The sequence below is a fragment of the Streptococcus sp. 477 genome, assembly GCF_013277295.1.
Taxonomy (GTDB): domain Bacteria; phylum Bacillota; class Bacilli; order Lactobacillales; family Streptococcaceae; genus Streptococcus; species Streptococcus pseudopneumoniae.
In genome coordinates, this window is record NZ_VMMQ01000007.1 from 109,236 (window position 1) to 135,615 (window position 26,380).

The 26,380-nt window shown below is 40.0% G+C and carries 27 protein-coding genes and 1 pseudogene; 6 read left to right on the forward strand and 22 right to left on the reverse strand.

Going from position 1 to position 26,380, the window contains the following annotated elements; genetic code table 11:
- Positions 1–107 precede the first annotated feature (107 nt).
- Positions 108–1,370 (forward strand): NRAMP family divalent metal transporter, encoded by a 1,263-nt coding sequence (locus tag HT691_RS01185; protein ID WP_172921601.1) that lies wholly within the window; start codon positions 108–110, stop codon positions 1,368–1,370.
- Between the two features lie 284 nt (positions 1,371–1,654).
- Here HT691_RS01185 and nrdI read toward each other — a convergent pair whose 3' ends face one another.
- The 5 genes from nrdI to HT691_RS01210 form a co-directional block, all read right to left on the reverse strand.
- Positions 1,655–2,125: a class Ib ribonucleoside-diphosphate reductase assembly flavoprotein NrdI gene (gene nrdI / locus HT691_RS01190; RefSeq protein ID WP_023932473.1), complete on the reverse strand. Its 471-nt coding sequence runs from the start codon at positions 2,123–2,125 to the stop codon at positions 1,655–1,657.
- Positions 2,126–2,202: 77 nt separating this feature from the next.
- Positions 2,203–2,736 (reverse strand): hypothetical protein, encoded by a 534-nt coding sequence (locus tag HT691_RS01195; RefSeq protein WP_023932471.1) that lies wholly within the window; start codon positions 2,734–2,736, stop codon positions 2,203–2,205.
- A gap of 60 nt (positions 2,737–2,796) precedes the next feature.
- Positions 2,797–4,083, reverse strand: a complete 1,287-nt coding sequence (locus tag HT691_RS01200; RefSeq protein ID WP_172925228.1) for a response regulator transcription factor — start codon at positions 4,081–4,083, stop codon at positions 2,797–2,799.
- Positions 4,084–4,094: 11 nt separating this feature from the next.
- Complete coding sequence (locus HT691_RS01205) at positions 4,095–5,765, reverse strand: sensor histidine kinase (protein ID WP_286672774.1); 1,671 nt, start codon at positions 5,763–5,765, stop codon at positions 4,095–4,097.
- Positions 5,743–6,357, reverse strand: a complete 615-nt coding sequence (locus tag HT691_RS01210; RefSeq protein ID WP_023932469.1) for a YesL family protein — start codon at positions 6,355–6,357, stop codon at positions 5,743–5,745. Before HT691_RS01210 ends, HT691_RS01205 begins: the two co-directional genes overlap by 23 nt.
- A gap of 134 nt (positions 6,358–6,491) precedes the next feature.
- Between HT691_RS01210 and HT691_RS01215 the strand changes: the two genes are divergently transcribed.
- Positions 6,492–7,061 carry an MptD family putative ECF transporter S component gene (locus tag HT691_RS01215; RefSeq protein WP_023932467.1) on the forward strand — a complete coding sequence of 190 codons (570 nt, stop codon included), beginning with the start codon at positions 6,492–6,494 and terminating at the stop codon, positions 7,059–7,061.
- A gap of 225 nt (positions 7,062–7,286) precedes the next feature.
- Here the strand turns inward: HT691_RS01215 and HT691_RS01220 are convergent.
- From HT691_RS01220 to tsaB, 16 genes and pseudogenes are all read right to left on the reverse strand, one after another.
- Positions 7,287–7,415, reverse strand: a pseudogene (locus tag HT691_RS01220) (ABC transporter permease); the annotation flags it as partial.
- A 16-nt stretch (positions 7,416–7,431) separates the two neighbouring features.
- Positions 7,432–8,676, reverse strand: a complete 1,245-nt coding sequence (locus tag HT691_RS01225; RefSeq protein ID WP_031243195.1) for a hypothetical protein — start codon at positions 8,674–8,676, stop codon at positions 7,432–7,434.
- A gap of 184 nt (positions 8,677–8,860) precedes the next feature.
- Positions 8,861–9,640 (reverse strand): Rgg/GadR/MutR family transcriptional regulator, encoded by a 780-nt coding sequence (locus HT691_RS01230; protein WP_226372453.1) that lies wholly within the window; start codon positions 9,638–9,640, stop codon positions 8,861–8,863.
- A gap of 220 nt (positions 9,641–9,860) precedes the next feature.
- Positions 9,861–10,553 (reverse strand): methionine ABC transporter permease, encoded by a 693-nt coding sequence (locus HT691_RS01235; protein WP_023932463.1) that lies wholly within the window; start codon positions 10,551–10,553, stop codon positions 9,861–9,863.
- A gap of 1 nt (position 10,554) precedes the next feature.
- Positions 10,555–11,616 carry a methionine ABC transporter ATP-binding protein gene (locus HT691_RS01240; RefSeq protein ID WP_000085651.1) on the reverse strand — a complete coding sequence of 354 codons (1,062 nt, stop codon included), beginning with the start codon at positions 11,614–11,616 and terminating at the stop codon, positions 10,555–10,557.
- Positions 11,609–12,982, reverse strand: coding sequence for a M20/M25/M40 family metallo-hydrolase (locus HT691_RS01245; protein WP_172921602.1), 1,374 nt, complete (start codon positions 12,980–12,982; stop codon positions 11,609–11,611). The genes HT691_RS01240 and HT691_RS01245 overlap by 8 nt, the downstream gene beginning before the upstream one ends.
- Positions 12,983–13,081: 99 nt before the next feature.
- A complete protein-coding gene (locus HT691_RS01250; protein WP_000694496.1) occupies positions 13,082–13,936 on the reverse strand; it encodes a MetQ/NlpA family ABC transporter substrate-binding protein in 855 nt (284 codons plus the stop codon).
- 153 nt (positions 13,937–14,089) lie between these two features.
- On the reverse strand, positions 14,090–14,920 hold the full coding sequence (locus HT691_RS01255) for an amino acid ABC transporter substrate-binding protein (protein WP_000724930.1): 831 nt from the start codon (positions 14,918–14,920) through the stop codon (positions 14,090–14,092).
- 257 nt (positions 14,921–15,177) lie between these two features.
- The gene (locus tag HT691_RS01260) at positions 15,178–15,501 is read right to left on the reverse strand and encodes an AzlD domain-containing protein (RefSeq protein WP_000253926.1); all 324 of its coding nucleotides are present in this window, start codon (positions 15,499–15,501) and stop codon (positions 15,178–15,180) included.
- On the reverse strand, positions 15,491–16,186 hold the full coding sequence (locus HT691_RS01265) for an AzlC family ABC transporter permease (RefSeq protein ID WP_023932454.1): 696 nt from the start codon (positions 16,184–16,186) through the stop codon (positions 15,491–15,493). The genes HT691_RS01260 and HT691_RS01265 overlap by 11 nt, the downstream gene beginning before the upstream one ends.
- A gap of 158 nt (positions 16,187–16,344) precedes the next feature.
- A complete protein-coding gene (locus tag HT691_RS01270) occupies positions 16,345–17,571 on the reverse strand; it encodes an MFS transporter (RefSeq protein ID WP_023932452.1) in 1,227 nt (408 codons plus the stop codon).
- Position 17,572: 1 nt separating this feature from the next.
- Positions 17,573–19,498, reverse strand: coding sequence for a protein kinase family protein (locus tag HT691_RS01275; RefSeq protein ID WP_000280049.1), 1,926 nt, complete (start codon positions 19,496–19,498; stop codon positions 17,573–17,575).
- Between the two features lie 494 nt (positions 19,499–19,992).
- The gene (locus tag HT691_RS01280; RefSeq protein ID WP_023932450.1) at positions 19,993–20,856 is read right to left on the reverse strand and encodes an XRE/MutR family transcriptional regulator; all 864 of its coding nucleotides are present in this window, start codon (positions 20,854–20,856) and stop codon (positions 19,993–19,995) included.
- 104 nt (positions 20,857–20,960) lie between these two features.
- The gene (gene tsaD / locus HT691_RS01285) at positions 20,961–21,971 is read right to left on the reverse strand and encodes a tRNA (adenosine(37)-N6)-threonylcarbamoyltransferase complex transferase subunit TsaD (RefSeq protein WP_023932448.1); all 1,011 of its coding nucleotides are present in this window, start codon (positions 21,969–21,971) and stop codon (positions 20,961–20,963) included.
- Complete coding sequence (rimI, locus tag HT691_RS01290) at positions 21,961–22,398, reverse strand: ribosomal protein S18-alanine N-acetyltransferase (protein ID WP_023932446.1); 438 nt, start codon at positions 22,396–22,398, stop codon at positions 21,961–21,963. The genes tsaD and rimI overlap by 11 nt, the downstream gene beginning before the upstream one ends.
- Positions 22,395–23,078: a tRNA (adenosine(37)-N6)-threonylcarbamoyltransferase complex dimerization subunit type 1 TsaB gene (tsaB, locus tag HT691_RS01295; RefSeq protein WP_000865700.1), complete on the reverse strand. Its 684-nt coding sequence runs from the start codon at positions 23,076–23,078 to the stop codon at positions 22,395–22,397. Before tsaB ends, rimI begins: the two co-directional genes overlap by 4 nt.
- A gap of 177 nt (positions 23,079–23,255) precedes the next feature.
- Here tsaB and cibA point away from each other — a divergent pair, with 177 nt between their 5' ends.
- Together cibA and cibB are read left to right on the forward strand one after the other, a co-directional pair.
- Positions 23,256–23,441: a fratricide two-peptide bacteriocin subunit CibA gene (gene cibA / locus HT691_RS01300; protein WP_000180841.1), complete on the forward strand. Its 186-nt coding sequence runs from the start codon at positions 23,256–23,258 to the stop codon at positions 23,439–23,441.
- A gap of 1 nt (position 23,442) precedes the next feature.
- On the forward strand, positions 23,443–23,595 hold the full coding sequence (gene cibB / locus HT691_RS01305; RefSeq protein WP_000974046.1) for a fratricide two-peptide bacteriocin subunit CibB: 153 nt from the start codon (positions 23,443–23,445) through the stop codon (positions 23,593–23,595).
- Between the two features lie 322 nt (positions 23,596–23,917).
- Here cibB and HT691_RS01310 read toward each other — a convergent pair whose 3' ends face one another.
- On the reverse strand, positions 23,918–24,133 hold the full coding sequence (locus HT691_RS01310) for a hypothetical protein (protein WP_138705936.1): 216 nt from the start codon (positions 24,131–24,133) through the stop codon (positions 23,918–23,920).
- A gap of 279 nt (positions 24,134–24,412) precedes the next feature.
- On the opposite strand from HT691_RS01310, the gene HT691_RS01315 reads away from it, so the two are divergent.
- Both HT691_RS01315 and HT691_RS01320 read left to right on the forward strand, forming a co-directional pair.
- Complete coding sequence (locus HT691_RS01315) at positions 24,413–24,646, forward strand: DNA-dependent RNA polymerase subunit epsilon (protein ID WP_000639577.1); 234 nt, start codon at positions 24,413–24,415, stop codon at positions 24,644–24,646.
- A gap of 1 nt (position 24,647) precedes the next feature.
- Positions 24,648–26,327 (forward strand): ribonuclease J, encoded by a 1,680-nt coding sequence (locus tag HT691_RS01320; protein ID WP_023932444.1) that lies wholly within the window; start codon positions 24,648–24,650, stop codon positions 26,325–26,327.
- Positions 26,328–26,380: the final 53 nt, after the last annotated feature.

Here is a 26,380-nt window from a genome sequence, read left to right on the forward strand (position 1 = left end):
TAATTTTCTATCTTTTTTCAAAATATTCTTGCATTTTCCCAAAGTTTTTTGTAGAATATAGATTACATATCCAGATTATTCTGAAAATTCAAAAAGGAGTATTTATCATGTCGCAAGCTATTTCGTTAAATCAATCAACCTGGACAAGTAAACTAAAAGCAATGGGACCTGGAATCCTAATGGCAACTGCCGCTGTTGGAGGTTCCCACATTGTATCTTCCACTCAAGCTGGCGGTTCTTACGGTTGGTCTCTACTTCTCTTGGTCATCTTAGCCAATGTCTTTAAATATCCATTTTTCCGTTTTGGTGCTGAATACACAGCTGATACTGGAAAGACTTTGGTTGAAGGTTATGCCGAAAAAGGAAAACTCTATCTCTGGATTTTCTTTATTCTCAATGTCTTTTCGGCTATGGTCAACACGGCTGGTGTTGCCATTCTGTGCTCAGCTATCATCGCCAGTGCCTTCCCAATGATTGGTCTTAGCATCACTCAGTGGTCCCTCATTCTCGTTGCCATCATTTGGGCTATGTTACTCTTTGGAGGCTACAAACTTTTAGACGGCATGGTCAAATGGATCATGTCAGCTTTGACCATTGCAACTGTTCTTGCAGTTATCATAGCAGCGGTCAAGCATCCAGAATACAGTTCTGATTTTGTCGAGAAGACACCTTGGCAAATGGCAGCTCTGCCCTTCATCGTCTCCCTCCTAGGATGGATGCCTGCTCCTATTGAAATTTCATCTATCAATTCACTTTGGTCAGCTGAAAAGAGAAAGACCGTCAACTTTAACAAAGAAGACGCTCTGTTTGACTTTAACACTGGTTATATTGGAACAGCTATCCTAGCCGTCTTCTTTGTGGCACTGGGAGCACTGATTCAGTATCCTACAGGGCAGGCGGTTGAAGCTGCTTCAGCCAAATACATCTCTCAATTCGTGGGCATGTATGCCTCTGTTCTTGGCGAATGGTCCCGTTACTTGATTACCTTTATTGCTTTCCTGTGTATCTTTGGAACAGTTATAACTGTTATCGATGGCTATTCTCGCGTTAATCAGGAATCTCTCCGACTGCTAATCAGTCAAAAAGAGGACAATCGTAAATCTTTGAACATCTGGATGACCATCACTGCTATCATCGGTATCGTCATTATCAAGTTCTTCGCTGGTCAGGTTTCAACCATGCTCCGCTTTGCCATGATTGGCTCTTTCCTGACAACACCTTTCTTTGCTCTTTTGAATTACGCCTTGGTAACGCGTGAAAACAAAAATCTTCCTTCTTGCCTCAAACACCTTGCCATTGCGGGATTGATTTTCCTCTTTGGCTTCGCCATCTTCTTTATCTACGCACTCGCAATCGGAAAAGCAAGTTAACTGACAAGCGCGAGATGAAGATAATACTCTTCGCAAATCAAATTCAAACCACGTCAACGTCGCCTTGCCGTACTCAAGTACAGCCTGCGGCTAGTTTCCTAGTTTGCTCTTTGATTTTCATTGAGTATAAGGTTTCATTTCAAGAGAAAATGCAGCAAATATTTCTATGATAAAAAGCATAAGAACAAGGTTTTGAATACCTGAGCTTATGCTTTTTTACATTCTCAAAGACTGTTTATACTCAAAAAACAGTTGAAAAATCCCAAGTGCCTCTTATATTGACTTTAATTCTCCTTTTCCAACTCATACAAATCTGCGATAATGGCTGCGACATGTTTGATATCTTCCAGCATGCCTCGCATTTCAAAGTCAGCCAATACAGGGAAGCCAAAGCGTTGACTGTATTGCTTGGCTGTCAGGCAGTATTGGTTATTAAAGTTACGATTTCCTGAGCCAACCACGCCAAAACACTTACTAGCATTGTCACCATAGGCGATAAAATCCCCTACTGGTGTCGTCAAAATCTCTACATCTCCATTATCCACGCCATTCCCACCTTCTAGGTAAGTCGGCAAAAAAGCAACATAGGGATGCTCCATTTCATAGAAATCTTGGCCTTCCTTGACCAAATCCTTGATATGAATCTTTTGAACCTCAATTCCCTCGTACTGGGACAAGAGATAATCTTTCAGGCGGGTCACAAAACTCTCAGTGTTGCCACTCAAACTAATATAAACTAAAGAAATTGTCTTCATATGTACCTCCATGATTTTATTTTTAATCGAAAAAGAACTACCAAGATTGTATCTTGATAGTTCTTTTTTGTCAATACTTAGGCAAGATTTTCTGCTTCCTCTTCTTCTGCCAAGGCTTTCTGTTGTCGCCACATCTTATAGAAGACAAGGGCTAGGAAGAGAACATTGATGACGATAGAGAGAATGCTAACGGCTTGTGAAATAACACTTATCCCTAAACGCATGGTCTCATCGTGAACTAACTGCACAGCGTCCTGTAAACTAACATAGCCATAAATCGAACCAATAATGGCTAGCAAAACATAGCCGACATAAGTATAGTTTGCATATTGCAAATTCTTACGAACAAGGAAGACAATCGCTACTACAACTAAAATAGCAGATAGCACAATCAAGGCCATATTAAAAATAGAATGAGTTGATTCTGCTACTCTATAGCTGTAATTGATGTTGTCTTCTAATTGCTGAGCACTGACCCCTGCAACCTGTTTCTGAGCGGCACGAAGGGCTTCTTTGCTAGGTAAGGGACTCAACATTCCAAACAGAGACATTGCTGAAATAAGGGCAGACAAGATTAACAAGACCCATAGATAAATCGGTTTCTTTTTCATGATAGAACCTCCTGATAATATTATTTATATTATAGCACTTTTTGTAAAGGAATACAAATCTTATAATATCGTTTCTACCTGTTTTCGGTAGGCTTTTGGCGATTTTCCGCACAATTTTCGGAACACTTTATAGAAATATCCAAGGTTACTGTAACCAACAGCATAACAAATATCTTCGATACTATCACTAGTCGAAAGCAAGAGCTGCTGGGCAGCCTTAATACGTTGTTTGTTTAGTAACTCTGCAAAGGTCGAATCGGTTTCACGCTTAATCAACTGTCCTAGATAGACAGGATTGATAAAGAGGGCCTTACTAATATCCTTGAGGGAAAGTTCTTTCTGATAATCACGCCCAATGACTTCCAGCACACTGACCACATTTTCATTCATACGGTATTGACCGAAAAAGCTGGTCAGAGTTTCCTTGATATAAGAAACCAATTCATCGAAGGTTTGAATAGCATGAATCGTTTTGACAATGTCCGTCATATCATCAGCTTTGAGATGTTCAAACAAGTGAAAGACATCCATGACAAACTGGATAAAAAGCTGTTTGGTAATCGGAACACGAGGTGTATTTTCAAGAACCACCTTCTCCAAGAGGTTCAACTCTTCTACGATTTGATTGAGATTCCCCTGAATGATAACCCTATAAATCGGTTCGTAGTAGGCAAAGAGACTCTGAGACTGTTGTAGATTTACAGAGCCGTAAAAGAGGGCTTTCTCAGCATTCAGCTTCCAGCGTTCAAAGTATTCTTGATAAGGAGCTTCAAAAGGTGTAACAACTAAGCCATCTAGGGGTTGGTCAGAAATGAAAATCTGCCAGTCTTGACCCAAGACATAGTAGGGAATGGCGAAGGAGCCTTGTTTTTCCTTGGATAGACCTATCCACCAATTCTCCTTACCTCCTAAATAACTGACAAATCCAGCCTCGTCTAAATCTTGACTGAGAGTCTGATTTTTCTTTCCTCTCTCGCTAAGCTGACCTGCAATCTTCTCCAGCAGATTTCCTAACTCTACCTTATCAACAGGCTTGACCAAATAGTCCACCACACTAAGGTTCATAGCTCTTTTTACATAATCAAACTCCTGATAACCTGAAAGCAGGATATAGGCAGCATCTGGTAAGATTTCTTTCATCTCCCGAATCATATCAAGCCCTGTTTTGTCGGGCATATTGACATCGGAAATGATGACATCGACGGGATTTTCCTGCACATATTCTAGGGCTTCATCGGCATGACTGGCTGTTGCGACAACCTCCATATCCCACTTATCAAAGGGAATCAAACGTTTCAGACCTTCTGTCACCATGTACTCATCATCTACTAATAATACTTTATACATTTTCTCCCTTTCTACTCATCTTGAATTGTAATACGATACTGAACACCTGCTTGCTCCGCAGACTCTATCGTAATGGCATAGCGGTCCCCAAAATAGAGTACAAAACGCTCATGGACATTGACAATCCCAATAGACTGCCTTTTTGCACTATAGCTTGCTTGGTGTTCAAAATGTCTCTGATTTAATTTTTCTCGGATATTTGCCAGCTTTTCAACCGACATTCCTCTACCATTATCGACCACTAAAATTTCTACAAAACCATCCTGTTTAAGAGCCTTGATGCTAATCACATTATCTGTCCGTCTGTGGTCAACACCATGCGCGAAATAATTTTCTACCAGCGGTTGCAAGGTAAACTTAGGAATCTTCATATTCTCTAACTCTGGGTCTATCTTGAAACCATAGGCAATGGACTTGGGATAGCGAACCATACAGAGATAGCTGTATTTACGGCAAAATTCCAATTCCTGTTTGAGGAGGGTCTCTCTTTCGTCAGAAATATTGTTACGCAAGAGACTACTGAACTCATAAATGATATCTGCCAACTCATCTTGACTCTGCATAACTGCATACATGCGCAAGAACTCCAGCGTATTATACATAAAATGAGGGTTGATTTGCGCCTGCAGGGCTCGCATATTGGCATCTTTTTGACTAAGCTCTAACTGGTAAATATCATGGATATTCTTTTCCAATCGATCCAACATATCATTGGTCGTCTCCGCGATTAGGAGTAATTCCTGATCTTTTTCGGAAATGTCAATCCGACGCCCCTCTTCGCCTTGAGCAATGACTTGAATGGATTCTACTAAATCCACTACCTGCTTTTGGTAATTAGCAAAAGTCTGCCTCAAAGTCAGATAAAGAATGACAATAAAGAGAAGGCTCAAGCTCACAATCAAAGCAGAGCTAGTCACTGTTCCTTGTAAAACAAAGTTTTTAGGAACTGCCACCTGAACCTGATAACCATGAGAAGTTAAGCCAACAAGCCAATTTTCACTCTCCTTATCAACTGTTTCACCAATATGAAAAATCTCCGTATCAAAAGGTGAGGTCACTGTTACTGCCATCGGAGTATGACCTCTAGTATTATCAATGGCATGGTATAAAACAGCAGGATCCAAGGAGATGTAAATCACTCCTAAGTCTTGATCTGACACTGGATCTGACACCGGAATGGCAAAACTATTTCCTGCTGGTTTGAAATCCTCAGCCCTGATTTTTTCTCCACTACGTTTGTCTTTAGTAGAAACATAGACTTCCTTGTAATCTTGAAAAGCAATGGCCACTCCAGTTACAAAATCATTTCGAACATAGAGATCATCAACATTTTCATGCAGAGAGACTGATACATAAGGCGAAGCTTTCCGCTCTAATTGCCAGTAAAAATAGTCTGGCATGCTAAGGCTAAAGTATTTATAGATTCCCTCAATACGAGCTTGATTTTCAACTAAAGCCTGAGCTATCTGGGTTGACTCTCTATGGTAATATTCAATTTCACTCACTGTTCTAGCAGTTACACGCTGGGCTACTCTCTGGGCTTCCTTTTCCCGTGAATCCCAGTCAGCGTAAGAGAGTAAGATTGCAAAACTCGCAATAATAATGATCATAACTGAACTGTATGTTCGCAGAAGCGTATGTAGCCAAAACTGCTTCATCCTACTTTGTCGCCAATTTTTCATGGATACTTTCATAGACCGGTTCCAACATATCACTGATAAAGAAATGCCACATCCCAATTCCTACAAAGAAAAGAAGAGCAGGCATATAGTAACCAATTGCCACAAGTAACACTGTCCCAAGGAGAACCTTGGCCACAGCTGCTAGACTCATAAAGATGCCAATCAAGGATAGTTTGAGACTATTTCGATAAGACAAGTCAAAATAAACTTGTAATTTCAAAGATACTGTATAGGCTAAAAAGAGCAGGGCAACTACTAGGACATTCAAAAAGGTCGCAATCAAATGAACGATGGTCTGATGAGGCAATTGAATCAAGAGATACAAACCATAGACCAAAACTAAATCCAACCCTAAAAAGCTATAGAAAATCAGGTTGCTTGAGACAAAATTTTGCTTATAAAGAGACCACGCCTCCTTCAAACTGTATTCCCGAAAGCTATAACCATGTTCTGCATACAAGCTCATCAAGGTGGCACTAGCCGGCGCTAGACCAAGGATAATCCCTCCTGCTAAAGTTAATAGCCAAAAGAAGGCTGTCGCAATCATCCCTAAAAAGAAACGATTAAAGACAAAGTCTAAAAATCTCCCCATGATATCCCCCTAAAAATAACTATGAAACCATTATATCATATTTCAAGCGTTTTCAAAAACTTCTAGTATCCATTTACAATCCCACCAAACCATGGTAAAATGAGAATTGTGAAAAAATGATCAGGAGACAATTCATGAAAAAATCTATCTTAACTACACTTCTTTTTGCAGTTCTTTACTTCCTCTGCATGGGGATTGGTGTCCTTTTGGGCAATCTCTTTGACCAAACTGGAAACATGTTTTATGCGCCTGCTTTTACTGCCCTTGTCGGCGGTAGCGTCTATATGATCCTAGTCGCAAAAGTTCCGCGCTTTGGAGCCATTACCACTATTGGCCTTGTCATCGCCCTCTTTTTCTTGGGAACTAAACACGGTGCTGGTGCCTTCCTTCCTGGAATTATCTGTGGTCTGCTAGCAGATGGAGTAGCTAACCTCGGAAAATACAAGGACCAAACAAAGAACTTCCTTTCTTTCCTTATTTTTGCCTTTAGTACAACAGGACCAATCTTGCTTATGTGGATTGCGCCCAAAACCTATATGGCAACCCTTCTAGCAAGAGGAAAATCACAAGAATATATCGACCGTATCATGGTTGCTCCAAACCCTGGAACCATCCTTCTATTTGTCGCAAGTATTGTCATCGGAGCCCTAGTCGGCGCCTTGATTGGACAAGCCTTGAGTAAAAAATTGGCGCAGAAAATCTGATTACTAAAAAAGAGCCACACGGCTCTTTTTTATTTATGGCTCAAGACTTGGTCAAGAAGTCTCCCAAGAATTGATACTCTTCGAAAATCAAAGAGCAAACTAGAAAGCTAGTCGCAAGCTGCTCAAAACACTGTTTTGAAGTTGTAGATAAGACTGACGAAGTCAGTTACATATACCTACGACAAGGCGACGTTGACGTAGTTTGAAGAGATTTTCGAAGAGTATAAATCCATAAGCGATGGCTACGTTACCAATACCACCAGCTCCAACCGCACCAGCCATAGCTGTTTCACCAACAAGGGAAATCAAGGTCACAGTCGTCACACGAATCAAATCTGGAAGGCCTTCTAGTAATCCTGAGCTTTCTAGGCTAAACTTTTTTACCTGAAAAACTTCTTTTTTCTAGTGATAAAATCAACCCTATCACACTCACTACCAAAAATACCCACCAACAAAGCCTGATGTCTTGCAAAGCTAAGAAGGAAAATACAGACATCCCCAAAGGTAATGTTAGGGAAAAAATCATACTCAAGAGATTATTACTTCTAGCTAATACATCCGCACTCAAATTAGACAATAACAGAGTATCTAATTTAGGCATTGATTTCGACATCAAATACATGACAAAAGCTAAGCAGGCAACACCTACTAGAGGAGAAAAATCTAAAATATTAGCAGTAGCAAGCAAGACAAACAGACTTGCATTGAGCGATAGCAAACTTGAAAAAGACCATTTCCCAAAATAATCATGGAGAGTTAGGCTACCAAGAATAGCTCCTCCCAAGCTAACACATTCAATTAAAAATAGGGCTTGAGCATAACTGAGATGATAGATAGTATGATCTAATAAGTAAAAGTGATAAATACCTCCAACAGCTCCTCCTAAAGTATTCATTACCAAAATGACAAGAATCATTTTAAGCAATGATTGACTTTCTCTCTGTCTAAAAATATCATCCATGTCCGCATAGATTGCCTTAACTTGTTGAGGTAAACTAATCGACTTATCCTCTACACTTACAGACAAATGCGTCAATTCTCTTCTATTTTTGAACAAAATGAGAGAAGATAGTAAAAAGAAGCCAGCATTCACAATTGCAACAAAAGAAAAATTTTGGTGGCTTGTTGTGAGTAACCACACTCCTAAGGCTTGACCTCCTAGATTTGATAAATAGGAAACAAACTGAGTAAATGAATAAGCTTCATAGAGCTTATCTTCCGAAATATTATGCTGGATAATCGGCATACGAAGGCCTGCTGTATAATCTGATAAAATATCCGAACAGATATTAACCATACAGATAACAGCAAACGTTACGAAGTTCGGATCATGAATCACACTAGCAATCAAAAGAAATAGTAGACTTTGCACACAACCAACCCAGATAATTGTCCCTGCTTTATTCCGAGTATGATCAGCCTTAATCCCAACATAAAAAGTAAATAGGAAAGGTAAAATCGTAATCATATTCGCCATAAATACAGCTATATTTTTAAAGGGTAGACTCGCAGCATAAACGATAAATACCAGATTATAAATATAAGCTCCACTTGAGCTCAAAAACCTTGATAAGGTCAGTATTCTAAATAAATGATGTCTTAAGAATAGTTTCATAACAGGCCTTTCTCACATTTCAAAGAGTATTCTATTGAATTCAGTCTAACAAAAAAAGCGGGGCTCCCCACTTTTTTGTAATATATTTTTTCTGAAAATAGAAATTCTAGCGCCTAGAAACTGCTAATTATCAATCCATCTACAAGGCTATTTATTTTTCATCAGTCGATGTAACAAGAATATATTACAAATCTTTATTTGAAAGCTGATTTGCAAAATAGTTTTCATAGTATCTTGCACCATCTACATACTCTAAATCTTGTAAGATTGTAATGCCTCTCTGGATTTTTTCAAGACCCTTATTTTCTACTTTAAAAATAGTATCATAATACCCTTTAGCAATCATATAAATGATTTTAAGATAAGCTTCAGATTCTGGTAAATCGCGGTTTTCAATCTGAAAGATAAAATAATCTGCTTTTAATTTATCCTTTTCCTCTATCGCTTTAAAGAGTCCATTAATCAAAATGGTGTCAATACCAACTTTGTTACTAGGTAAAGAGCCTAATAAATCCGTCTTTTGTAACATCTCCCTAGAATATTTAAAATAGAGGGGCAGAGGAAACAAAGTAGAAATCGTTGAAAATAGTTCCAATTCATAATTTCCCCAGATGTCAATAGTAAAAAAATAGTCATAGAGAAAAGTCAGTTCTTCATCCGTTGCCCTTATTTTTGAATCAAAAAACACAAGAAGGCTTTTGATACGAATCATTTGTAAAAGATAGCTTGTTTCACCACTTGATCTATACTTTTGAGTCGTCTCTTCATACAAGGAGTGTAGAGAATCAATCCCTTCTCTGTCATATAAATCCCAAAGATTTTCTTGAAAAGCCAAAACCTTTTTCTTAGAAAAACCACGTACCAAGTACATAAATTCATTCAAATCAGAGTGTATGTTATCTAAGGCAGTAATCAATTTCATAGAGGATAAATCTGCTTCTCCACGCTCAAATTTGCTCAGCATGGAATAAGTAAACTCTCCTCCCGTCGCCTCCTGTAGAGATACATTCCGGCTCTTTCTCAATTCTTTAAAAACTTCTCCCAGATTTTGCATATTGACTCCCCACAATTCTTAACTCTCTAACTCATAAAAGTAACGGTTGATAGCAACCAGTACAGAGAATTTTAAGTCTTGACTATAACGACAACTCCTATGAATGATGTACAGATTGCCTAGCTCTTTTTTATTTATGGCTCAATTTCTTAGTCAAGAAATCTCCCAAGAATTGGATTGCAAAGATAATCAAAATGATAATGATGGTTGCCAAGATAGTCACATCGTGATTGTAGCGGTTAAATCCATAAGCGATGGCTACGTTACCAATACCACCAGCTCCAACCGCGCCAGCCATAGCTGTTTCCCCAACAAGGGAAATCAAGGTCACAGTCGTTACACGGATCAAATCTGGAAGACCTTCGGATAGGTAAACTCCCACGATGTCCCAGAAGGTCGCTCCGCTCGCTTGAGCCGCCTCAATGACACCACCATCTAGCTCAGCCAAGACAACCTGCACTTGACGGGCAAAGAAGGCAAAGACTGCAAAAGATAGCGGTACGATAGCCGCATTTGGACCAATGCTTGTTCCTACGATTAGATGAGAGAAGGGTGACAAGACTGCCAAGAGAATGATAAATGGTACCGCACGGAAAATAGAGGTGATTTTATCCAAAATCCAGAAAACGACCTTATTTTCCAAGACACCACCTGGAGCTGTCAAGACAAGGAAAAGCCCTGCAACCAGTCCTAAGAAACCTCCGATGATAAAGGAAAGAACCGTCATATAAAGAGTCAAGTAGATAGCTGTCCCCCAGCCAGCTTGACCAGACCAACCCATCTTATAGACATTTGGTAAATAGGTTTGAATCAATGATTCCATCTTACTGTCCTCCCTTCAATACTTTTAGCTGTACGCCTGCTTGACGAATGGCTTCTTGGGCACCTGCCAACGCTGCTTTTTCACCTGACAAGACTACAACCAATTCTCCAACAGGAGTACCATCGAGAATTTCGATATTCCCATAGAGAATATTAGCCGTTACTTGGTAATGCTTGTACAACTCATTCAAAAGTGGCTCGTCTGTTGAAGCCCCTGCGTACTTGAGCTGCACCAAAATGCTGTTTTCAGACAAGTGTTCCACGATTTCTTGCTTCTCGATTTTGACCATGGCTTCGTCAATACCTGTGGCTGTTGAGATAAAGTCTTGAGTCAAAGGTTGTTTAGGGTCTGAGAAGATTTCAAGCACACTACCCTCTTCAATCAAATGCCCGTCCTGCATAACCGCCACACGGTTGGCAATATCTTTGACAATCTGCATTTCATGCGTAATCAAGACAACAGTCAAGCCTAATTTTTGGTTCAAATCTTGCAACAAGGCCAAAATCTGCTTGGTTGTCTTAGGGTCAAGGGCAGAAGTTGACTCGTCTGAAATCAAGATTTTTGGATCATTTGCCAAGGCACGCGCAATGGCTACACGCTGTTTTTGCCCTCCAGATAGTTGTGAAGGGTAGTTTTCAGCACGATCCGCCAAGCCAACCAAGTCCAACAACTTAGCTACTTTAGCCTTCTTTTCTTCCTTGCTGAGTCCAGAGTGTTTAAGGGCAAAGGCTACATTCTCCTCTGCAGTCTTCTGGCTCATCAGGTTAAAATGCTGGAAAATCATCCCGATATCTTGACGTTTACGACGTAACTGCTCTGCCGTCAAGGCCACCTTGCCATCAAAAATCACATCATCGTCAATGGTAATTTTCCCTGCAGATGGCTTTTGCAAGAGATTAATCACCCGTACAAGGGTTGATTTCCCTGCTCCAGAATATCCAACAATTCCGTAAATATCCCCTTCTTGGATGTGAATGGTCACATCCTTGACCGCTGTGATGGTTCTCTTCTTTTGGTGAAAAGTCACATCTATCTGATCTAACTTGATAATATCTCTACTCATAGCTTCTAATCAGCTCCTCTACTAATTCAATATGGGTGTAGTAATCGGCGATTCGCACGTTCTCATCTCCACCGTGGTCTCGGCTGTTGGCATTTCCTAGACCGAAGGCCACCATTGGCACCTCTAGGGCATCAAAGACCGTATGCATAGGTCCTGTCCCCGCTGTCGTCGGCAAGACTGAAACGCCCTGTGGATAGAATTTCTTGGCCAACTCGATCACATTGAGAATGGCTGGTGCGCTCATATCGCTTCGATAGCTCATCTCTCCCAAGGTATAGTATAATTCTACCTTATCAAAGCCATTTTTGTCTAGCTGTTTCCGAATTTTTTCCAGAACATCATGCGGTTCTAGACCAGGAACCAAACGAACTTCTAACTTAGCGCTAGCTTCTGCTGGCAAAATAGTCTTAACCCCTTGCCCTTGATAACCAGACTGAATCCCTTCGATATTAAGCGCTGGCTCGAAAAAGAAACGTTTTAGAAAGGCCATCCGCTCCTCCTGTAAGAGAGGCAACTCCAATCCATAAATCCGACTGACTTCCTCTGGGTTTCGTTGACCATAAGTTTCTAGCAAGGCCATTTCTCGTTCATTTGGCTCTTGTACTTCTTCGTACAAGCCTTCAACTAAGATACGGCCATCTGTAGCGCGAAGAGACTGTAGGGCTTGGAGGAGATACCAGGGAGCTGATTCCACAACCCCACCATAACTAGAATGGATATCGACATCCGCACTTTTTACCTTGGCATCAAAGGTCACAATCCCCTTATTTCCACCAGAAATTTCCAGCTGTTCCAAGGCATTTTTGGTCCCTTGTTCCCAGACCAACAAATCTGCACCACGGAGTTTATCCGCATGTTTTTCCAGATACTTATCTAGGTCTGTCGAGGCCGATTCCTCCGCACCCTCCATGATAAAGCTGATATTGACAGGCAGGTCATCGTGGTGCTGCATGTATTTTCTCAAAGCACTCAAACGAGCTGTGATATGCCCCTTATCATCGTCAACCCCACGCCCATACATGAAGCCATTACGCACCGAAAGCGTAAAGGGATCCTCTGTCCAGACCTGATCCCCGTCCGCTGGCACAGTGTCATAGTGGTTATAGAAAATCAAGGTCTTAGCATCTGGGCGCGAACTCTTGAAATGCGCCATGACAAAGGGAGCCGTATAAGTCTCATCAATCTCCACTTCAGCTCCAACGCGCTTGAAAATCTCACCCAGATAGTTTGCGACTTCCTTAAGTCCAACCTGCTGGGCAAAGACCGACTTCTTAGAAATCAAGGTACGCAAAACCTCAAAATAATGCTGGGCTACATGATCCTTTTCAAATTTTTCAATCTGTTCTTGTTCACTAGGAAAAACCATATTCTCTCTACCTTTCTATGAAACTATAGTCTTCTTTACAATCCATGCTCTATACAAAAGCAAGAGGTGGAATTCTCTCTCCCACCTCCCTGTTTCTTATTACCAAACTGGTTGATCCAAACCGTCTGATGTTTCTTCGATAACTTTTTTCACTTCATCTGTATGGTAAGCTGCGATCACTTTCTTGATAGCATCAGCTTTTGGTGATGTTTCCCAATCTTTTTTCGCAACGATGATGTTGTACCATTGTTTTGAATTTTCATCAGCTTGTTCTTTGAAAAGTGCTTTCTTGTAGTCCAATTTTGCTTCTGTAACGAAGGTATTGTTTACAACAGCAGCGTCAACTGATGACAATGAACGAGCTGTTTGGCTAGCATCCAATTCAGTGATTTTCAAGTTCTTTGGATTTTCTTTGATGTTAGCAACTGTTGCAAGAGCAGTTCCTGAAACGTCCAATTTAATCAAGCCAGCTGATTGAAGCAAGTAAAGCGCACGGCTTTCGTTTGTAGCATCGTTCGGTACAGCGATTTCTCCGTTTGCTGGGATGTCTTCTACTTTAGTGTACTTGTTGTCACTTCCATTCAAACCTGAGTAAAGGCGGATTGGAGAGATGTAAGTATCAGCAATCGCTACAAGGTCTTTCCCGTTTTCTTTGTTCCAGTTGTTCAAGAAGTTATAGTGTTGGAAAGCGTTCAAGTCTACTTCGCCATCAGCAGTTGCCTTGTTTGGTTGTGAGTAGTCTGTGAACTCTGTAAATTCCAAAGTGATTCCGTCTTTCTTAACCAATTCTTGAACTTTATCCCAACGAGCTTCTTCAGAACCGCTACGGTTGACAGTTGCGATTTTGATAGTTGTTGCATTGTCTGCTTTCTTTTCTGAGTTTCCGCAAGCTGCAAGAGCCAAACCTGCGACTGTAGCAAGGGCTGCTAGGCCAAGCCATTTTTTGATTTTCATGATTCTTTCTCCTTAAAAATAATACCGTACTAGTATCTCATACTTTGTTTTATTTCACAAATTGTTATTAGATAGTCAGATATATAGTTTAAAACTATATATCTAAGAACTGAGAAATCACCCATCTTATTCAGAATGGATGATTTCAAGAAATTATTTAATATCAGCCTCTGCTGGTAGGTAAGTGTCTCCGAAGAATTGTTTAGACAATTTTTCAAGCGTTCCGTCTTTGTAGAGTTCTTTGATGCGTTTGTCTACAAATGATTTCAACTCATCTTGACCTTGAGCAAGAAGTGGGTAAACGTACGGTTGTTGGTCACTTGGAAGTTCAATGACTTTCAAGTTATCCAAACCTTGGTTCTTGATAACTGTTTCAACACCGATTTTATCAAAAATCTTATAGTCAAATTGGCCATCGCTCAAACGTACCATGATTTGTTGGAAGTCTGCCTTAGTATAGTTAAGGATAGTTGGGTTGTCCGGATGTTCAGCGTTGTATGCTTCTAACTGCTTAGCTGATGTAGTGGCTTGAACGACTTCCGTCGATTTTCCACCGATATCAGCGAGAGACTTGATGCTAGAGTCGTCTTTCTTCACGACAAGGACATTAGGGTTTTGGGCAATTGGTGCGGCATAAAGGTATTTCTCCGCACGTTCTTTAGTGTAGCTAAGATTGTTGACAGCCATATTGTAACGGTCAGCGTCAAGACCAGCAAAGACACCTGACCATTCTGTCTTTTCAAATTTGACATCATACTTGTCAGAGTCTTTAAAGATAGCGCGAACGACTTCAATCTCGTAACCAGTCAATTCGCCATTTTCTTCATAGATAAATGGTTTTGGCGAGCCATTGGTCGCAACGATGATTTCTTTCTTGCTAGCTGCTTCTCCTTCTTTCTTAGCACCACCTGAGCAAGCCGCAAGCACACCTGCAGCAACAAGAGCAAGGGCCGCAAGAGATGAGTATTTAACGATTTTTTTCATGTCATTTCCTCCAAAATAAAATACCTTATAATCTTAACAGAAAAAGACCATTTACGCCATTATATGATATCTATCTCTGTGATAAGTTTTCTTTATGGCTGATTTATGCTCAATGAAAATCAAAGAGCAAACTAGAAAGCTAGCCACAGGTTGCTCAAAACACTGTTTTGAGGTTGGAGATAAGACTGACGAAGTCTCAGTAACCATATATACGGAAAGGCAAAGCTGACGTGGTTTGAAGAGATTTTCGAAGAGTATTAAAAGACCAAACGCAAGACTGCAATTAAGACCACTCCAAAGAGAACTGTTCCGACTAGATTGCGGTAGCGAAAGGCTACCCAAGCCGTTGGAAAGATGGCTAAGAAGTCCAGCCATTTGATTTGAGGAAGACTCCCAACATTACCTGTCACTACGCTTGAAAGAATCAAGGCAAAAATAATAGAGACGGGCAAGAACTTCAAAAAATGCTCAACAATCGCAGGCAAGCCCTTATACTTGACCAAGATGAAGGGAATCATACGGGGAATCCAGGTCACAAGACCAGAGAAAATAACTGCTAATAAAAGATACTTACTGACCATCTAAAACCACCCCCATGCTACAACCAAGTAGCGTCGCAAACAGAACAGCTAGTGACTGAGACACCACTGTCAAAAGTAAAAAGAAGGACACCGCAACAACTGCTAGGATAATCAGCAGATTGCGGACAGGAATCCGTCTTTGCATAATCTGGAATTGCGAAGCAAAAATACCGATAAACATCCCAACTAGGGCAAAATCTAAACCAAAGATTTCTGGATTTGGCAGCAGCCCACCCAGAGCCGTTCCGACAACTGTTCCCACAAACCAAGCCACATAGCTGTTAAGATTGTTTCCGTGCATCCACATAGGATTGACCTTGTCTGTATGGGCCAATTCGCCCATCAAAACGCCATAAGTCTCATCCGTCAAGATACTAGACATGCCGATATTGTGCCAGAGACTAGTATGACGGAAATAGGTCGATGCATGTAAACTCAACAAAAAGAGACGCAAATTAATCAAAAAAACCGTCATAGCAATAGCTGCCACAGGTGCTTGAACCGCAATCAGTGCCAGCATGGCAAACTGGGCACTCCCAGCATAAACAAAGAGGCTCATCAAGCCCATCTCTACAGGTGTCACATAGGGCGCACCGATAATTCCACAGGCCAATCCGATACTGACATAACCCAAGGCCGTTGGCATGGCTGCCTGCGCCCCCTCCCAAAATCCTTTTTCTTTCATCTTTCTCCTCATATTGTCTTAATAGGTGGGCTGAAAAGGCTCCAGCCATAGCAGGGACTATTATAACACATTCAGGAAAGAGAAAAAAGTCTGTTGATTTTGACCATCATAAAAAGACTGGCAATCCAGTCTCAAATATATATTATAGAAATTCTCCGCTAAATACTTTCACGAATATTCAGAAGCATGACAAAGGCAACTAGAAGAAATAGCAATAAAACAAAGCTAACTGCCAGAGTTCCAAAGCTAGTAGCAATGGTTACCAAAGCTATTGTAAATAAGCTAGGTAAAACAACCGTAATAGCACCGATAGAAGATTGAACTGCTCCCATTGACTCCTCAGGTATTTGTTTAAAGACGAGTTCTTGCAATCTAGGAGAGAGAACACCTGCGAAAAAGGCATCCAAGGTACTAAAGATAAGAATCCAGTCAAAACGAACTGTGGCAAATCCTACTAGAAGAAGCAATTGGATGACAAGTGAGGCATAGAGAGCTGTTTTTATAGAAATCGTATTTTTCAGATAGCCACTTACAAGGCTTCCGACAATCAGGGCTGACAGTTCAAAAGTGGATAGCAAGGCAAGAGATTGACCTGTTTGTAAATTCAAAAAGGGTTGATTTCTCAAAAACAGAGTAGAAACAGGAACTGTAACATTTATCACTGCTTGGCTAATAGAAATAATAAACAAAACTAAGAGCACCTTATTCATATTCCATATCAATTTCGATGATTGGAGCAAATGCTGGCAAAAGGATTTTACAGAGAGTCCTTCTTGATAGCTAATCGTTTTTTCTACTTTCAAGAGGTCAGTTTTTATGAAGAGGATACCTAAAAATGCGATTAAAAAGGTAAGAGCGTTCAGTAAGGAAATAAACTGGATGGATAGAATGCCTAGTAAGACTCCTCCTAGGATATTACTGATTGTTTTCACTAAACTAACAGTTGACTGTTTAAAGCCAATAGCTTCTGCCAGATGGTCTTGCCCAATAATTCTAATGAAAATCGGAGTGAGCATGGCGCCTGAAAAATAACTCAACGTGTCAGACAAGAGGTTAATCAGACAAATAAATGCTACTAATAACAAGGAAAAGGACTGCCCTGAAAGTGATAAAGACACTATAGAGTAAAGCAAAAATTTTGCAAAACTAATGACTGTGTATTTCAAGACACGATGATGTTGAAAATCCGCCAAAACTCCCAGAAAGATTTGTAGAACTTGGGGCAGGGTTTCTGAAATCGTGATGAGTAAAATCGCCAAAGGGGCAAAAGATGCATCTGCCACATAATTCAGGAAGGCCAGATAAAAAATCGTATCCCCAACCGTTGAAATCCACTGGTTGACAGTTAATTGCCTAAAATCTCTATTTTGAAGAAATACTTTCATACTAATTCTCCTTCATCTCCATGTACTTAGATAACACATAAAGGTACTCTTGCTTATCTGCTTTAGAATACTTCACATAGCACTCTACTGTATTTAACAAAGACCATGCAACTTCTTTATATTTTCTTACTCTAAAATAAAAATACAGTTCTAACAATGTATCAGCTATCCCGAGCATACCATTCCAGAAATCTGCATATTGAGCAAATTCTGTAATTAATCCTTCAGATAATTCTTTGATTAAATCTGTATACTTTTCAAAATCTATAAAAATCAAAGCACGAATAAATCCTGCTGTCCCATTATTTAGATAAGGTGAAACTAAATTTGATTCTATCGGAACCATCCTACCATTATCTGTCGCAATTAATTTTTCAATAATGATATTAATTCCATAATCAATAACATCGCAATCAAAGTCATATATTTTCATCAAAATAAGTAAGCCAGACAATCCATCTAGTCCTAAATTTTTTTCTCTATGCATCAGATGTTGCAGTAATAGATGATTATTTTTAGCATTCTCATATCGTTGAAAATTGACTAGTTCTTTATTAATAATCTCAGTAATGGTAAAAGACCTTTCCGGTTTACCAGTTAGAAACTCATCTAAACTATTCAGGGATTCAATTTGATAAACATAAATTTCGTTTAAATCTTTAAGGATATCAGATACTGTTGCATCCTTAGAAAATAGTTTTTCTATAATACTTGTAAAATTTGTTTTTAAACCAAATTCAGCCAATAAAGAATTTAAAATATGATATGATTGTGATAAATCGTCCATTGATTTCACATGCAATCTAGCCAACAAAAATAGTAGTAAATTCCCAACTTTATGGCAATCAGATACTTTACCATCTATAGAGTTCCATTCCTTTAAGCTAATTACACTATACAAACCAATAGCTGGTTTATTATCATACTCATAACTATTTTCTAAATCTACAAAGTAAAGTTTATTCTTTGATTTTATAAAATTTCCAGGATGTATATCATTTAAAATAATATTTCGACTATGAAAATATTCAATCAATTCTAACAGTTCCCTGGTAATCAATAAAAAACTTTTAAATCTCTTAATGTTTAACTCCTTATTAGGCTTCTTATAGCTAACAATAGAGTATGGTTTTGTGTATTTTAATAAATCACTACCATCTATAAATTCATAAATATAATATTGGTTAATCCACTCTGTAACAGTTTCACGCACAGCTGGAACACAATCTAATAATTTTTTTGAAATTTCATATTCATTTTTTCTAAGTGCTTGAGTCTCTACTCCTCCAAAAGAAATAATATGAGGTCGGCACTCCTTCAAAATATACTTTTTCCCTTCTATCACTGAATCTACTTGATAGACATTCCCTCCATTTGACTGTGTTAGTACGGTTTTTAATCTATAATTTCTTGCTAAGTATGAATCCTTTATAAACGTATTCTCTTGAATGTCTTGAATCCATTCTGGTAAGTTAAAATATGCTTTTTGATAGTCTTGCCATTTTTCTCCATTTGGTCCCAGCAAAGTCGGAATGCCTTTTTCTAAATACTCCAAATCTTCTCTAAAGAAGCCATATCTATAAAAAATCGTATTGGAATCTTTATAGGCACGATCACTTAGAATATAAATTCCCTCCATATTTTTAGGAATAGTTTGGTAAAGAAGCTCTAATAGATCAAGAAAAACATGGTCATTTTCAGGATAAATCGTAAAATATTTCCCCGAATTAACAGGAGATTCTCTAACAGAGAAATTATAGGCTACATCTTCTTCTCTATATATATACTTATAAGATATCTTTCTATCATCTAACAAAGGAGAAAGAAGATTATACATATCCTTATAATTATCAAACGTTGCTGATATATGAATTTTATAACCATAAATAGGCAAACTTTCTTCGTCTACAATTTTATATTTATACATTCTTTTCTCCTGTTGTTATGATGACTTGTTCTTTAGCAATTACCTCAGTTGGCATTTTCTACATTAAAATTCCAAAACCTTTATAAGTATAAAAATAAACTTAATAATTGAGTATCTTTTACAATACTGTACAAAAGAAAGTAATTGTCACTCTTTCAGACTGATTGAATCTTTCTGATTCGCGTGTTAATTCATGTACAAATGCTGTCATATGCTCCTCCTCCAATTATTTTTACTTATAAACCACTTCTGCGACCTAGGATTTGCTTCAAGTGCTTTACAAGTACAGTATAACACGAAAATTGGCTTATTTTAGAAAATCGCATATTTGATATTTTTTCTTATAGAAATTTCAGATTTGCGATTTCGGTGAATTTGATTACTTCTCTGGTATAATAAAGTTACTACTAATGAGGAGTGGAGAAATATGAAGAAACAAATTTTAACATTATTGAAAATCGTTGCTGAGATTATTATTATTTTGCCATTTCTAACTAATCGATAAGTTCTTTGTATTGCTGCAAGCGCAATTTAAAAAGGGCTATCAATTGTGGATTTTCTAATACTTGCAGAGATTGGATAAAGTGTTCAATCTCTTTTTGATTGTTTCCTTTGGTTTGAAGAAAAATCTGCATTTTCTTTAAAAATTGCCACAATACTTTTTCAAAAACATCGTATGGACGCAGCATGCTCTCCAACTCGGCTTCGAAGATTGGGATGTAGGAAAAAAGTTTGCGCTCCATGAGCTCTGATATAATATTCAGAAAGCCACTTTTCATATACAGTCTATTATGTACCAACTCTTTAAATTCCTTGGATTTTTCAAGCAAAGAGGTTGATAAAAAGATCAGATCTTGATTGCTCAAGAAGGGCATGGTATTGCAAAAGAGATAGAGTTCAAACCAGGTCCAAGACTCAATAGCGTAGAGGTAGGTAGTTAAAAACTCGCTATCCTCCTCTGCTAGTGGGTAGCTTTTATCTAGTGAGTGGATGGCATCTTTGATTACAATAGCATTCAAACGACGATAGGTCTCTGCCATCTGTTCTTGCTTGATTTTCTCCAATAGTTGCTCTAAGCCAGCGATATCTTGGTGGGCAAAGCGATCCACAACCTTTCGACCGATTCGCATATGTGGAGATTCTTGATAGTTGTTGAGCTTGTGCCCAAACTCATCAAAGGTCACATTTATACCTTGGATGGCTAGAATCAACTTATCTGCAGACAGCATAGACTGTCCTAGTTCAAACTTGGATAGCTGAGAAGCTGTTAGTCCAGCACAAGCCACATCTGACTGCTTGAGCTTTCTAGCCAGGCGCAGTTCCTTGTAAAATTCCCCCAATTCCATTTTTTCAATCATCCTACCACCTCCTAGCTTTTGCATATTATATCATTATTTGTGTTCATTTGTCAAAATATTCTGATAGTTAGAAAAAATAAAAAAGCCAGCCTTAAGCTGACTCTTTATTCTATGGTATCAAAAGCGAGGCTTGGTTTGGCATTGAGGTCCAAGTTTGCAAAGTTTTCTTTGTTCCACTCGCTGACACTGGCATAGGCAATCATACCTGCATTGTCTCCGCAGAGACGCAGAGGTGGAATGATGACATTGACATCTGTGATTTCAGTTGCTAGGCGTTCTCTGAGACCTTTATTGGCTGCCACGCCACCTGCCACGACAAGGGTTTTAACAGGGTATTTCTCCAAAGCCTTCTTGGTTTTAGCCATGAGAATATCCAGTACAGCTGCTTGGAAGGAAGCACACAAATCCTCTGTAGACAGACTTTCTCCCTTTTGCTCGGCATTGTGGTGAAGATTGATAAAGGCAGATTTCAAACCTGAGAATGAAAACTCCAGATTATCCTCCTTAATCATGGCACGAGGGAAATCATAAATATCCTGTCCCTGATGAGCTAGCTCGTCAATCTCACGACCGGCTGGATAGGTCAAGCCCATGACACGGCCGACCTTATCATAGGCCTCACCAACCGCGTCATCTCGCGTCTCCCCAACAATCTTGTAATCACCAGCCTCCGAAACATAAACCAACTCTGTGTGCCCACCGCTAACCAAGAGGGCTAGCAGGGGAAACTCCAAAGGCTCCACACTTTGAGCTGCCATGAGGTGACCAGCCATGTGGTTAACAGGGATAAGTGGAAGTCCATGTGCCCAAGCAAAGGCCTTAGCAGCTGACAAACCAACTAGCAAGGCTCCGACCAAGCCTGGTCCATAGGTAACAGCCACAGCTGTCACGTCCTCTTCGGTAATCCCTGCTTCTGTCAGTGCCTCCTCGATGCAGGCTGTAATGACCTCGACATGGTGACGACTGGCTACTTCAGGCACTACGCCCCCAAAACGTTTGTGACTCTCAATTTGACTAGCAATGACATTGGACAAGAGCTCATCGTCGTTTTTCAAGACGGCGACACTGGTCTCATCACAGGATGTCTCAAATGCTAAAATATATCTATCCTTCATCTACTTCTCTCTTCATGATAATGGCGTCCTCGACTGGATCATGGTAGTAGGCCTTTCGCTCAGCGATGACTGCCATCTTTTCTTTCTTGTAAAATGCTTGCGCTCGTTGATTTGACTTTCTGACTTCGAGGAAAATCTCCTTGTCTGTCGGCAATTGAGCAAACAAGGCTGACGCAATCCCCTGACCCTGATAGTCTCCTTTAACAGCGATTTGCAAGACTTCTGCCTCAAAGATATTTTCCTGCACAGCTAGAAATCCAATCACTTCTGCCCCATCATAGGCCAGAGCATACCAAGTCTGGTCTTGGAATAGGTCAGCTTGGATTTGTTCCAGCGTCCAAGGACTGACTGGGTAAACAGCTATCATAACAGCGTAGATGGCTTTAGCTAGATCAGGCTGCTGTTGGATTCGTTTGATTTCTATCATAGGCGTTTAATGTAAGACTCGCCAGACTCGGTATGGTTCTTGAGCCAGTTTTCCTCAGCCTCGACACGCTTGAGGTAGTTAGGCACAAAGTCGTGTAAGGAGTCTGCTTCCTTGTCCCAGGCCAAAAGAGCAAGATTGGCTGCATTAGGCAGGGTTTCTTTGAAATTAGTCCTTGGCAAGTGTTTTTGAATCTGCTCAACAAAGGGGACAACTTCTCCGACAAAGGTTACCTGACTAGCGCCCTTGATTAACTCAATCACTCGCTCAAAGGGTAAGTGCGCTTCTGGCATGACAGGTTTGGCATTTTCATAAAATCCTGCATAAACATTATTGCGACGCGCATCCATCAAGGGGACAAACAAACCTTCTTGTTGGTAGGGCACCAGAGCCAAGAGACTCGACATACCAACCAACTCGATGTTCAGGGTATGAGCTAAGGTCTTGGCAGTTGCTACCGCAATTCGCAAGCCTGTGTAGCTACCTGGCCCTTCCGCCACCACGATTCGGTCCAAATCCTTGGGCGTCCAATCCAAACTTGCCATCAAAAAATCGATGGCAGGCATAAGGGTAATACTGTGATTTTTCTTAATATTAATCGTCGTCTCGGCAAGAACCTGCTTGTCCTCTAAAATAGCCAGAGAAAGAGCCTTGCTAGACGTATCAAAAGCTAATACTTTCATAACACATTCCTATCTTTTTGTCTGCTTACTATTATACTACAAAAGCTGGCACATGGGAATTTTCTTTATCCCCAAACAAGAGTGCCCTCACTTAACTAAAAATAATTTAAAAAAATGTTCACTTTTCCTTTTCTTTTACGAATATAAAAGTGAACAAGAAAAAAGGAGGAAAGTTCAATGACAAATTTTGACGTTCTTGACAATCAATTTTTATCCTTATCTGAAAATGAATTATCAGATATTGATGGCGGTCTCGCTCCCTTGGTTATCTTTGGAGTAGCAGTATCTTGGAAAGCTATTGCAGGTGGAACAGCACTTATAGGTTCTGGTTTGGCAGCTGGTTATTTTTTAGGAGGAGATTAATATGATGAAAGATTTGAACAACTATTGTGAAATTTCTACTAAGGAATTGCAAGAAATAAAGGGTGGCTTTGGTGTAGGTGTTGGTATCGCTTTATTTATGGCAGGTTATACCATTGGAAAAGACCTTCGTAAAAAGTTTGGTAAGTCATGCTAGATAAAAAACACATTTTTAGAAGGATAAATTTTATTATCTTTATCTCTTATAGTTTGCTCAGCATTCTCAATGATTTAAACATGACTACTATCCCTTTACCAATTGATCTATCTGTTTGTATTGTTTTATTTTTATGCTTCAACTCTATTTTTGAGCAGAACAATGACTCCCATAAAAATAATAAGCTCTGAAAATTCCATTGTCATGTCATTTTAGAAAAATGCAAAGATCACCTCATCTTGATAGATGGGGTGGAATTTTCGTGTCGTAAATCTACTATCTCTATATCCTCAAACAAAAAGCCCCAGCATAAGCGGGGCATCTAAGCATTTAATCCAAAGTAAAATACAAACCAAACGACATAGGTTACAAGGAGGAGAAAAAGCGAGTAGAGAGTCACAAAGGTAATTTTCCACAAGAACTTGGTTTGTCGTCGTTCCAGTTTGGCAAATAGAAGATTTCCTCCATAAACGCAAGCAACAAAAACGATAAAAGCTAACAAACGAACTCCGATAGCAAAAGCAAATAAGTTATACATAGGGCAACCTCCTTGACTTAAAATCTATATGGAATTATGACAAGTAATAAACTTCACTTCCGTTATCAACATAACACATTTTCTTTATTTTTGCAAACGATTACCGAAGAAATCGTCCCCTAACTTTCTCGTTTCCGTCTTTTACTAATTTTTCATTTTGTGGTATAATTGAAATAATTGTAACGAATCAAGGTCAATCTAGACACAAAATGGAATGAAATCAAGCAAATATCTGCTAAAAGTTTGGAATAAGCTGACCTGTAAATAGAAAGGAACTATATGATTTACAAAGTTTTTTATCAAGAAACAAAAGAACGTAGCCCACGCCGTGAAACAACACGCGCGCTTTACCTAGACATCGATGCCAGCTCAGAACTTGAGGGCCGTATCACTGCTCGCCAACTTGTCGAAGAAAATCGCCCAGAGTACAATATCGAATATATCGAACTCTTGTCTGACAAATTGCTCGATTACGAAAAAGAAACTGGCGCCTTCGAAATTACGGAGTTCTAATATGGCCTACACTCTTAAACCTGAAGAAGTCGGCGTTTTTGCCATCGGTGGTCTAGGAGAAATCGGGAAAAACACTTACGGAATTGAATACCAAGGCGAGATTATCATCGTCGATGCTGGGATTAAATTCCCAGAAGATGACTTGCTTGGTATCGACTATGTCATTCCTGACTACTCTTACATCGTAGACAATATCGACCGCGTCAAGGCTGTTTTAATCACACACGGACACGAGGACCACATTGGTGGGATTCCGTTCCTACTCAAGCAAGCAAATGTCCCTATTTATGCTGGACCGCTTGCCTTGGCTTTGATCCGTGGGAAACTCGAAGAACACGGCCTCTTGCGCAACGCCAAACTTTACGAAATCAACCACAACACCGAGTTGACCTTTAAAAATCTCAAGGCAACTTTCTTTAGAACGACTCACTCTATTCCAGAGCCTTTGGGGATTGTCATTCATACTCCTCAAGGGAAAATCGTCTGTACGGGTGACTTTAAGTTCGACTTTACTCCAGTTGGAGAACCTGCGGACTTGCATCGTATGGCTGCGCTTGGTGAAGAAGGCGTGCTCTGTCTCCTGTCTGACTCGACAAATGCGGAAGTACCAACCTTTACCAACTCTGAAAAAGTCGTTGGTCAGTCCATTATGAAGATTATCCAAGGTATTGAAGGACGTATCATCTTTGCATCCTTTGCCTCAAATATCTTCCGTCTCCAGCAGGCAACAGAAGCTGCTGTTAAGACTGGACGCAAGATTGCGGTCTTTGGTCGTTCTATGGAAAAGGCCATTGTCAACGGAATCGACCTTGGCTACATCAAAGCTCCTAAGGGAACCTTTATCGAGCCAAATGAAATCAAAGACTACCCTGCTGGCGAGGTTCTGATCCTCTGTACAGGTAGTCAGGGCGAGCCTATGGCAGCCCTCTCTCGTATCGCCAACGGAACCCACCGTCAGGTACAACTCCAACCCGGTGATACCGTTATCTTCTCTTCAAGCCCAATCCCTGGAAATACGACTAGCGTCAACAAGCTGATTAACATCATTTCTGAAGCTGGTGTCGAAGTTATCCACGGTAAAGTGAACAATATCCATACATCTGGACACGGTGGCCAGCAAGAGCAAAAACTCATGCTCCGCTTGATTAAGCCAAAATACTTCATGCCTGTCCACGGTGAATACCGCATGCAAAAAGTCCACGCTGGACTAGCAGTGGATACTGGTGTTGAGAAGGACAATATCTTTATCATGAGTAATGGTGATGTGCTTGCCCTTACTGCTGACTCAGCTCGTATTGCAGGTCATTTCAACGCCCAAGACATCTATGTCGATGGAAATCGTATCGGTGAAATCGGCGCAGCTGTCCTCAAAGACCGTCGTGATCTATCTGAAGACGGTGTCGTTTTAGCAGTCGCAACTGTTGACTTCAAGTCGCAGATGATTCTATCTGGTCCAGACATCCTCAGCCGAGGCTTTGTCTACATGAGAGAGTCTGGCGACCTGATTCGCCAAAGCCAGCGTATCCTCTTCAATGCCATTCGTATCGCACTGAAAAACAAGGATGCTAGCGTGCAATCTGTCAATGGTGCCATTGTCAACGCTATTCGCCCCTTCCTCTATGAAAATACCGAACGTGAACCGATTATCATCCCGATGATCCTCACACCAGATGAAGAATAATACTCTTCGAAAATCTCTTCAAACCACGTCAGCTTCGCCTTGCCGTATATATG

Excerpts from the sequence above, each read along its gene's own strand:
- HT691_RS01185 (WP_172921601.1), top strand. The coding sequence starts at position 108 with ATGTCGCAAGCTATTTCGTTAAATCAATCAACCTGGACAAGTAAACTA.
- nrdI (WP_023932473.1), bottom strand. The coding sequence starts at position 2,125 with ATGAAGACAATTTCTTTAGTTTATATTAGTTTGAGTGGCAACACTGAG.
- HT691_RS01195 (WP_023932471.1), bottom strand. The coding sequence starts at position 2,736 with ATGAAAAAGAAACCGATTTATCTATGGGTCTTGTTAATCTTGTCTGCC.
- HT691_RS01200 (WP_172925228.1), bottom strand. The coding sequence starts at position 4,083 with ATGTATAAAGTATTATTAGTAGATGATGAGTACATGGTGACAGAAGGT.
- HT691_RS01205 (WP_286672774.1), bottom strand. The coding sequence starts at position 5,765 with ATGAAAAATTGGCGACAAAGTAGGATGAAGCAGTTTTGGCTACATACG.
- HT691_RS01210 (WP_023932469.1), bottom strand. The coding sequence starts at position 6,357 with ATGGGGAGATTTTTAGACTTTGTCTTTAATCGTTTCTTTTTAGGGATG.
- HT691_RS01215 (WP_023932467.1), top strand. The coding sequence starts at position 6,492 with ATGAAAAAATCTATCTTAACTACACTTCTTTTTGCAGTTCTTTACTTC.
- HT691_RS01225 (WP_031243195.1), bottom strand. The coding sequence starts at position 8,676 with ATGAAACTATTCTTAAGACATCATTTATTTAGAATACTGACCTTATCA.
- HT691_RS01230 (WP_226372453.1), bottom strand. The coding sequence starts at position 9,640 with ATGCTGAGCAAATTTGAGCGTGGAGAAGCAGATTTATCCTCTATGAAA.
- HT691_RS01235 (WP_023932463.1), bottom strand. The coding sequence starts at position 10,553 with ATGGAATCATTGATTCAAACCTATTTACCAAATGTCTATAAGATGGGT.
- HT691_RS01240 (WP_000085651.1), bottom strand. The coding sequence starts at position 11,616 with ATGAGTAGAGATATTATCAAGTTAGATCAGATAGATGTGACTTTTCAC.
- HT691_RS01245 (WP_172921602.1), bottom strand. The coding sequence starts at position 12,982 with ATGGTTTTTCCTAGTGAACAAGAACAGATTGAAAAATTTGAAAAGGAT.
- HT691_RS01250 (WP_000694496.1), bottom strand. The coding sequence starts at position 13,936 with ATGAAAATCAAAAAATGGCTTGGCCTAGCAGCCCTTGCTACAGTCGCA.
- HT691_RS01255 (WP_000724930.1), bottom strand. The coding sequence starts at position 14,920 with ATGAAAAAAATCGTTAAATACTCATCTCTTGCGGCCCTTGCTCTTGTT.
- HT691_RS01260 (WP_000253926.1), bottom strand. The coding sequence starts at position 15,501 with ATGGTCAGTAAGTATCTTTTATTAGCAGTTATTTTCTCTGGTCTTGTG.
- HT691_RS01265 (WP_023932454.1), bottom strand. The coding sequence starts at position 16,186 with ATGAAAGAAAAAGGATTTTGGGAGGGGGCGCAGGCAGCCATGCCAACG.
- HT691_RS01270 (WP_023932452.1), bottom strand. The coding sequence starts at position 17,571 with ATGAAAGTATTTCTTCAAAATAGAGATTTTAGGCAATTAACTGTCAAC.
- HT691_RS01275 (WP_000280049.1), bottom strand. The coding sequence starts at position 19,498 with ATGTATAAATATAAAATTGTAGACGAAGAAAGTTTGCCTATTTATGGT.
- HT691_RS01280 (WP_023932450.1), bottom strand. The coding sequence starts at position 20,856 with ATGATTGAAAAAATGGAATTGGGGGAATTTTACAAGGAACTGCGCCTG.
- tsaD (WP_023932448.1), bottom strand. The coding sequence starts at position 21,971 with ATGAAGGATAGATATATTTTAGCATTTGAGACATCCTGTGATGAGACC.
- rimI (WP_023932446.1), bottom strand. The coding sequence starts at position 22,398 with ATGATAGAAATCAAACGAATCCAACAGCAGCCTGATCTAGCTAAAGCC.
- tsaB (WP_000865700.1), bottom strand. The coding sequence starts at position 23,078 with ATGAAAGTATTAGCTTTTGATACGTCTAGCAAGGCTCTTTCTCTGGCT.
- cibA (WP_000180841.1), top strand. The coding sequence starts at position 23,256 with ATGACAAATTTTGACGTTCTTGACAATCAATTTTTATCCTTATCTGAA.
- cibB (WP_000974046.1), top strand. The coding sequence starts at position 23,443 with ATGATGAAAGATTTGAACAACTATTGTGAAATTTCTACTAAGGAATTG.
- HT691_RS01310 (WP_138705936.1), bottom strand. The coding sequence starts at position 24,133 with ATGTATAACTTATTTGCTTTTGCTATCGGAGTTCGTTTGTTAGCTTTT.
- HT691_RS01315 (WP_000639577.1), top strand. The coding sequence starts at position 24,413 with ATGATTTACAAAGTTTTTTATCAAGAAACAAAAGAACGTAGCCCACGC.
- HT691_RS01320 (WP_023932444.1), top strand. The coding sequence starts at position 24,648 with ATGGCCTACACTCTTAAACCTGAAGAAGTCGGCGTTTTTGCCATCGGT.